The organism is Duncaniella muricolitica (genome assembly GCF_910574735.1).
Classification (GTDB): Bacteria; Bacteroidota; Bacteroidia; order Bacteroidales; family Muribaculaceae; genus Duncaniella; species Duncaniella muricolitica.
Genome location: NZ_CAJTCF010000112.1, coordinates 1 through 8,207, shown reverse-complemented (window position 1 = coordinate 8,207; position 8,207 = coordinate 1). Strand labels below are relative to the sequence as shown.

The following is an 8,207-nucleotide window of genomic DNA, read 5'->3' as shown; positions in this document are numbered from 1 at the left end:
GCTGACATTATAAACAGCTTCATATTTTGTAAAAAAACGATTTACTCTCGTTGGTTGCAACGAGGGAAGTTGTGCATGGGGGAGTACGACAAACCTACCTGAGTAGTTACCATAACTCATCATTTTTTAAGGCTATACAATTAAACAATTACGCGAATGAAAGACCTATTCAAAGGCCATCATCCATGGTTGCTTGTGTTGGTGATTGCTGTTGATATTTTTTCAGCACTGACCATCCGCCACTCTATTTTATCAAAAGGAGAATCAGAGTTCAATGCTAACGTTTTCTTTTTAATTGTCATTGTCGCCGGACTTGCACTATATGCTTTGCTCGTCGAATTTCTTTCAGGCAAAGATATGCCGCTAATCGGCGAAACAGAAGAAAAGGAAGCGAAGATTGTACAGCAGATTCCTGTATCGCAACCGGTTATTGACATCAATTCATCCACTCCACAGTCCAAAGAAAGGCCCTTATCTCGTGGCGATTTTGAGGATATGATGCTTAATGTTGTAACTAAATTGCGGCAAGAAACGGCAATCCCGCCGGAAGCATCATTAAAGAAACATGATGAGACCGGAGTCGTATCCTTCAACATAAATGACATGAAGGAATCAGCCGCATCTCTGGTACAGTCGCAGGAAGACACCAAATATCGGTTTGCCTGCGAATACACCGCCGAGAAACTAGGTCCATATGTCAAACCTTGTGATTTGGAAAAGCTGTTTTTCCGTTTGGGATTGTTTCAAAGAGCATCGTCTCCAAACTGGGATTCACGTACTCCGGAGGAAATCGAGGCTAATATACCGGCTGCAAGAATCGAGGTCGCATCACCGATAGAGAAGTGGGCATTATTGCATTTTGGCTGGAACATGGGAAGACTATTTGGCAAACCTAATAATTTTATTAACCATTTTCTAAAGACCACGTTCCATTACCACCTTGATGGTCTTTCAGATAATCAACTACCAAAGAAGCTCAAGCAAAATCCTCTTCAAGGCGTAATCAAAATTGAGGAACGTTTTGACAAAGGTCTAACGATAGCGGATTATAATATCGAGGAGGATACAACCACTTCCGCAAATACAGAAGCATCAAATATTGAGCCTGCCACTGAAAAGGTCGTTAAGGAAACAATCCCTAAAACGGCTGCTCCCATATATTATAAACCCGATCCACCAATCTCTACCGAAGAAAAATCGAAAATTGCCGAATCAGAGGAAGCCCAAGAACCAGCAGATGAAGAACGCGACGATTACGATAATCTTAACGACTACGATGAGGATAGAGATATGGATAATGACAACGATGAGCCTATGAATGACGAAGAGTGGGCAGAGTTCGTTCAACGCTCTATGGAACGTGGTAAGGATTCGAGAAGTCTCGACTGTGGCGACCTTATTGCCGGATAAAACTTCAATCTCCTATTGGAGAATCATATATCTCCAGTAGGAGAGGCTTTGGAGACGTTTTGGAGAACGTTTTGAGAGGGATTAGACCTCATTGTTCTCTGTTTTTTCTCCTTATACATTTGCAACCGAAATCTTAGCCCGGACGTGCCGCGTTGGCATGACGGTTTCCTAAGGTTTCGGTTGCATCATGTTCACAACACCCGTGACTTTCGACAGACTGCCCGAAGCGGTTGTCTATCTCATCGAGCGAGTCTCAGCCTTGCAAGATGAGCTACGGGAGCTGCGCAACGCGCTTGCTCCACCATCAAAAGACAGTTCTCCTTTCATCACCACAAAGGAGGCCTGTCAACTACTCGGAGAGTGCAAGAACACTCTCTATGAAAAGGCTCGCGCCGGAATCATACCGGCATACAAGAATCCCGGCGGCAAGTCGTGGAGGTTCATTAAGAGCGAGCTTCTCGAATACATGGCATCCGGCAAGCCCAAATCTCAGCAGGAGAAGTATGATGAAATGGTTGCCGAGATGAACAAAGGTCTGCGCCCAGGCGGACGAAACTGTTTGAGCCGTTAGCCTATGAGCGATAAGATTACTCCTCAGCTCGTGCTCGACAAGGCCATTGACCATTGCACCGCAATCACAGGCGGCGGTTTTCCCATTAGCCTCTATCCCTCCAAAATACAACGTATCATCAGGGAGGTGAACGACTGCTATGGATTTCCAGTCGATTATGTTGCGGCGGCTATGCTGGTGGCAGTGTCGGTAGCGATAGGCAACACGCATCTTGCGCGAATGAAAGAGGGCTGGGACGAGAGTGCTATCTTGTATATGGCACTCATCGGAAGACCCGGTGCCAACAAGAGCCATCCGCTGAGTTTTGCAATGCGTCCGTTTGTGGAGCATGACTACGAGCAGAACCGGATTTACGAGAAACAGTATCTGGAACATCAGGATCAACTTGACATGAGCCGGAAGGAACGTGCAGAAAAAGGTATTGAGGTCTGCCCCCGTGAACCTGTCCGCCATCGTTTTCTTGTGTCTGATATTACCCCGGAAGGTCTGAGTCTCGTCCATTCGCAGAATCGCCGTGGTCTATGTCTCTTGTCAGATGAACTCTCGGCATGGGTCAAGAACTTCAACCGTTACAATAACGGCTCAGAGGAACAATTCTGGCTGTCGGTGTTCAGCGCCAAGCCTACCATGTCCGACCGCAAAAGCTCGCGCAGCTCAATCTTCATCAAGCGTCCGTTTGTATCCGTTATCGGCACGATGCAAAAACGCATTCTTTCCGAACTCGCCAAAGGTGAACGCTCTGCCAACGGTTTCATTGACCGCATTCTGTTTGTTCTGCTCCGCCACGAAACTTCTACCCGGTGGTCGATGAAGCAACCGACATTCGATGTGGCCGCTGAATGGCAGCGCATTTTATCGAGGCTCATGGAATTGCAATGTACCGTTGATGAAAACAACGACACTGTGCCGGTAAGCATACCGTTTACCGAGGAAGCTATGGTGCGTCTGTTCAAGTGGCAACATGAGCTGTCGGACATCTGCGACCGTGAGCCCAACGAGACCATTGTCGGCATCTACTGCAAGCTACAAATCTATGCCATACGTTTCTGTCTGATTATTCAGATGGCACGCTGGGCGTGCAATGATGCCGGAAAGGATATGATTGACCTCATATCGGTAGAACGTGCCATTTCTCTTGCCGAGTATTTCAAGGAATCAGCCGTAAAGGTACAGACAATTCTAAAAGAGTTGTCGCTCACTGCCCAGCAGTTGGCCATCGTCACCGCATTGCCCCAAGAATTTGAGACAGGGGGAGGTATCGCCGTGGCAATGGAGAACGGTATGGCAGAGCGCACCTTTATGGAATTTTTGAAGAATAACCTCGGAAAATTGTTTCAAAAGTCCTCGCATGGCAAATACATCAAACTTTGACCCATGCAATATCCGCAGTTTCAGCAGTTTCAATCGCCAAACTGCGGAAACTGCAAGAACCGCACCATCTTAATCCCATAATTTGACAATGAATAATCATCGATTCATTCTCCAGCCCTATAAAGGGGTCGGAAGCCGTCACTGTTGCCCCGCCTGTCACAAGAAACGTTGTTTTAGCCGGTATATTGACACCGAAAAACAAATCTCGTTTCCCGACGATGTCGGAAGGTGTGACCATGAACAGAGTTGCGGTTACCATCTCACACCAAAGGAATACTTTGAGCGCAATCCGGAGGCTAAGCCATTACACGGCGATTACACTACTCAGTCAGCATGGCGAGCCAAGCCGACCGAGCAGCAAAAGCCGACATCCTTCATCGCGTCAGAGACTGTTGCACAGACTCTGCACGGATATGAGAAGAACAATATCTATCTGTTCCTCCGCTCCAAGTTCGGAGCCGAGGAAACCCTACGACTGATGAAAGACTATCGTGTAGGCACCTCAAAGCACTGGCCCGGATCATGCGTGTTCTGGCAGACCGATATCAACGGTAGTATTCGCACCGGAAAGGTGATGCTTTACGATGCCGAGACAGGCAAGCGCGTGAAGGAGCCATTCAACCATGTAACATGGGTTCATTCGTTGCTCCGACTGCCTGACTTCAATCTGCGTCAGTGTTTCTTCGGTGAACATCTGTTGCCGATGAACAGAGGCAAGCCTGTCGCCATTGTCGAGAGCGAAAAGACTTCACTTGTGGGAGCATATTATCTGCCGGAATATGTATGGCTGGCAACAGGTGGTAAAAACGGATGCTTCAATACTGATGCACTCCATGTTCTCCGAGGCCGTCAGGTAATTCTGTATCCCGATATAGGCGCGACCGACCAGTGGGGGCAGAAGCTGAATTTGTTACGCAGTCTCGATATCGAGGCAAGTATCTTCAACTACCTTGAAGAAGTTGCCACTGATAACGAGCGAACAGCAGGACTTGACATTGCAGACTATCTCCTGCAAATCGAACCCGACCAGGCAGTGCTGCAAACTATGATTAGAAAAAATCCGATGTTGCAGAAACTCATCGACGACTTGCAACTCACCCTCGTGTCTGTTGAACGGTACACCCCGGATACTGATGCAATCAACAAAACCTCAACACCCTCAAAACAATGAAAACCACAAAAACATCCACAACCACTGCATCCAAGTCAACCAAGTTGACCGATGCACCCGAAATCCAAGTATCAACCTCTAACCCCCAAATTATTATGCAACCCGATAACTCTACCAACTCCAATCCCGCAGTCAACAGCGACAACGCTGTTAACAGCACCACCACTGCCAACGCCGTTGCCAATGAAAATCTGTTTGGCAACGAGCATACTTCAACCGAGGCAACAGCCATAACTGAGCCGCCGAAGCAACAGCGAATCGGCAAGCAACAGCGCAAATCGGACTTCGCCGAGTTCAAGGCAACCTATCTTGTGCCGTCAAAGCTGTCAAAGCGTCATCCGGTAAACATCGATGACAGCGTATGGGAGAAGCTTGAACGCATCGCCCGCATCCTCGGTGACCGCGACACTACTGTCGGCAGCTACATCAATGCCATCCTTGCCGAGCATCTCGACATCTACGGTGACGACATCGAAATCTGGCGCAAACTCTAACGTATAACCCGACCGCAGGGAGCGGTTATCGTCAGCGCACAACTAAGAAACGATAGTGGATTAGTTGGGGATGCAAGGGTATGTTTCGGGAGGTAAAAAATTCCCCAGCCGAAACCCCTCGCATCCCGAAGGACGCTCTCTGTTCCCTGCGGTCACCATCCCCAATCCAACGAATGAGAAAGTTCAATCAGGACGCTCCCGGTGTGAAACTCCGTGGGCGACCAAAGAAAGAATCCAGTGATAAGAGAGACCGAAAAGTCTCCGTGAATTTTACCGATGCGGAGGAGCGTGAGGTGAAAGCCAAAGCTGCGGCTGCCGGTGTCAGCATTGCCGAGCTGCTTAGAATTTGCGTCTTCCGGCTCTCCGTTGTCGGTCGCCTCACCGATTTTGAACGCGAGGCGATACGCGAACTGATGTATCAAGGCAAGAATCTGAACGCTCAAGTCAAGGCGTGTCAGGCTAACGCATGGCCCTCGACAAAGCGAAAGGCAGAGGCCTGTCTCGATGGAATTTTAGCCACACTCGGCAAGTTGAAAACATCAAATTCCTCATTGTTATGATAGCAAAAATACTCGCAATAGGAGCCGCAGCCGATATTGTTGGCTACGTCATGCGTGAGTTTCACGACAAGGAGCAGTTCACCCCAGACACTTGGCGAGTGATAGATTCCGACGGGATTCTTGGCAATGACTACCGCAGAATTGTGGACAGTTTCGACATCGGAGCGAGTCTCAACAAGAGAATCAGCAAACCAATCGGACACATCGCCGTGAGTTTCGACAAGGCGGATTTGCCACGCCTAACAGATGATTTCATGGTGCAACTGGCAAAGGAATATATGGAACAAATGGACATCCGAGACACACAATATCTGATTGTGCGCCATCTCAAAACCGGCTCTCCGCACTTCCATATCGTCTATAATCGCGTCAATCTCCATGGTAAAGCCATCGACGAGAGCAACAATTTCGACAAAAGCCGTGATGCTACCAAAGCTATCAAACTGAAATACGGACTGACTTTTTCGCCTAAAAAGAAACTGTATGAAGACGCGATTGCCGAGATGAAGCCCAGGATTCAGGCGGCGATGTACCGCTGCAAATCTTGGGACGAGTTCCGTCGCCGCCTCGCTCCGGCAGGTATAACGGTCGAATTTTACAACGACCGCGACACAGGCAAACCGCAGGGCATACGCTTCTCAGACGGCGAATTTACCTTCAACGGTTCGAAAATTGACCGTGCATTTTCCTACAGTCGACTTGACAAATTCTTTGCCCAAAACACCGGGATCAGAGAGGCACAGCCACAGCAACCGACTCCGATTTCAGTCACCGCAAAGGTCAAGGAGTCCCCGATTGCGAATGTAGTCGAGAATGTAATCGAAACCGGATGTCAGGCTATTGGCGGGCTGTTCCAAGTCGGTCCCGGCTATAATCCGGATGAAGATGAGTTTGAACGCAGAATGAAAAGAAAACCCAAAAAGAAGAAAGGAAGATCACTGTAATGGCAGACATGTATTCCATCGTCAAGAAACAAGATGAGAAGATTGACGGCCTTCTCAAAATCGCGCAAGAGAACAAGGATTTACTTGTGGGGATTGATACCCGGCTGGTAGCAGCACCCGCTCCAGTGCAAACGCCAACGCCCGTATCAACTGCTCCACAAACGATTCAAGTCGAGCTGCCCAGTAATGTGGCCACCAACGAATCTGTAAAGACAACGGTGGAGGCGGCATTGAAGCAGCAAAAAAAGGACATCGCCCAAAAGCTCGACTTCTCGGATTTCTCGAAAGATTTGTCTGAGGCTTTTGTAACAATGTTCAAGGACGGGCTTGACCAGAATGTAAAGAACGCACTCCATGAAGGAATCAACCGCGAGTTCAGCCATCAGACCGAGGGCTTGAAGGACGCGGCGGAAAGACTCCGGGAAAGGATGTATAGCATCGTCAACGGTGCTGTATGGGCGGCAGTCCCCAAGTGGGCGTATGCCGTAGTCATAGCCATTCTCTGCATTGCCGTTGGGCTTGGCATCTGGTGCTATCATCTCAATCAGGAGAACGCCCATCTTCAGAAAGTCGAATGGCTCTATCGCTACGAGCGCGTAAGCTATGACGCGGAGGGGATCCGTAACATGATGCTCAGGGAAGAAGCCATGATGGTCGGAGACAAACAGGAACAAGACAGCATCAAGACGATGGCTATTCAGCTTGAACGCCGCAAACGCGCCGACCGTACCCACGTCTATTTCCGTCCCTCCGACTCTTGGACTCCCGAATCCGGCAATCTCTTTTGGTAATTCACAAACTTCAATCTCAAATCACAATGCAATCACTTCAATTTTCAACCCGTAACGCCATCATGGACATTTACCTTGATGTGCGTGCCTATGTCGCCGATGTGTTCGGCGGCAACCCCGAAGACGTATCACTCGACTGGAACGCAGTCGGTGCCTGTATCCACTATTTCGACAACCGCCGAAACATCCAGTTCCGTCTGTGGGAACGTTCCGAAGGCCACCTCGGAATCCCAGACATGACCCTCATCGTCATCAACATCAGCGTCCGAGGCATCAAGGAAACAGCCCGCTCTGAAATGACCGCCTTCGTCCACTGGCTTCAGCAGACCGCAAAGATCAACGGCTTCCTCCACTTCGCCGACGAGAACCACGAACCCCTCACCACCGACCAAGTCCCCGGCTGCCGCATCGCCTGCTATCGCCTCTGACCCTACACTACTAACGCTCCCATAATCCCATGACCGACACCCCGACAAGACCAACCCTCTTGCCGGGGTGTCTTATATTGAGACCACTAAAATAAGACGTTCACATTTTCCATCAGATATTTGCTAGTCAAAGAAATAATTTGTAACTTTGTATACGTTTAACAATAAAATTTTTCGTTTATGAACTACGACAAACCCACTGTTCTTGTCAAGAGCTTCTTCCAAATGGCAGATTGCTCAAAGAAACCCTGCGGAAGGCCCTCCTGTTCGACAAAGCCTTCCGGTAAGCATTAATTACAAGTTCCAACGATTAATGTCATGCGGTAGCTAATTTTGCTGCCGCTTTTTATTATGAATTATTGTACAATACTTCGGTTATTTTTTGAGAATTTGTTAACGGCTCCGAGGAGCCAAGTGTTTAATCCGTTAAAAATCTGATGTTTAGCATGAAAATTTAACACTAAAAA

The 8,207-nt window shown here is 48.4% G+C and carries 9 protein-coding genes; all 9 read left to right on the top strand.

Annotated features, from left to right (window positions below):
• Positions 1-156: 156 nt before the first annotated feature.
• The 9 genes from QGT73_RS16315 (at position 157) to QGT73_RS16275 (ending at position 7,740) form a co-directional block, all read left to right on the top strand.
• On the top strand, positions 157-1,410 hold the full coding sequence (locus QGT73_RS16315; RefSeq protein ID WP_123477096.1) for a hypothetical protein: 1,254 nt from the start codon (positions 157-159) through the stop codon (positions 1,408-1,410).
• Positions 1,411-1,597: 187 nt separating this feature from the next.
• Positions 1,598-1,981: a helix-turn-helix domain-containing protein gene (locus tag QGT73_RS16310; protein WP_124075868.1), complete on the top strand. Its 384-nt coding sequence runs from the start codon at positions 1,598-1,600 to the stop codon at positions 1,979-1,981.
• Positions 1,982-1,984: 3 nt separating this feature from the next.
• Positions 1,985-3,352 (top strand): DUF3987 domain-containing protein, encoded by a 1,368-nt coding sequence (locus QGT73_RS16305; RefSeq protein ID WP_154956084.1) that lies wholly within the window; start codon positions 1,985-1,987, stop codon positions 3,350-3,352.
• An 88-nt stretch (positions 3,353-3,440) separates the two neighbouring features.
• Positions 3,441-4,523 (top strand): DUF6371 domain-containing protein, encoded by a 1,083-nt coding sequence (locus QGT73_RS16300; RefSeq protein ID WP_280123136.1) that lies wholly within the window; start codon positions 3,441-3,443, stop codon positions 4,521-4,523.
• A gap of 95 nt (positions 4,524-4,618) precedes the next feature.
• Positions 4,619-5,017, top strand: coding sequence for a DUF3408 domain-containing protein (locus QGT73_RS16295; protein ID WP_217968174.1), 399 nt, complete (start codon positions 4,619-4,621; stop codon positions 5,015-5,017).
• 173 nt (positions 5,018-5,190) lie between these two features.
• Entirely contained in the window at positions 5,191-5,577 is a 387-nt protein-coding gene (locus tag QGT73_RS16290; RefSeq protein WP_136408876.1) for a plasmid mobilization protein, read from the top strand.
• A complete protein-coding gene (locus QGT73_RS16285; RefSeq protein WP_217968176.1) occupies positions 5,574-6,521 on the top strand; it encodes a relaxase/mobilization nuclease domain-containing protein in 948 nt (315 codons plus the stop codon). The genes QGT73_RS16290 and QGT73_RS16285 overlap by 4 nt, the downstream gene beginning before the upstream one ends.
• Before the next feature lie 188 nt (positions 6,522-6,709).
• Positions 6,710-7,312 (top strand): hypothetical protein, encoded by a 603-nt coding sequence (locus QGT73_RS16280; RefSeq protein WP_154956087.1) that lies wholly within the window; start codon positions 6,710-6,712, stop codon positions 7,310-7,312.
• Positions 7,313-7,374: 62 nt separating this feature from the next.
• Complete coding sequence (locus QGT73_RS16275; RefSeq protein ID WP_123477112.1) at positions 7,375-7,740, top strand: hypothetical protein; 366 nt, start codon at positions 7,375-7,377, stop codon at positions 7,738-7,740.
• The last annotated feature ends 467 nt before the right edge of the window (positions 7,741-8,207 follow it).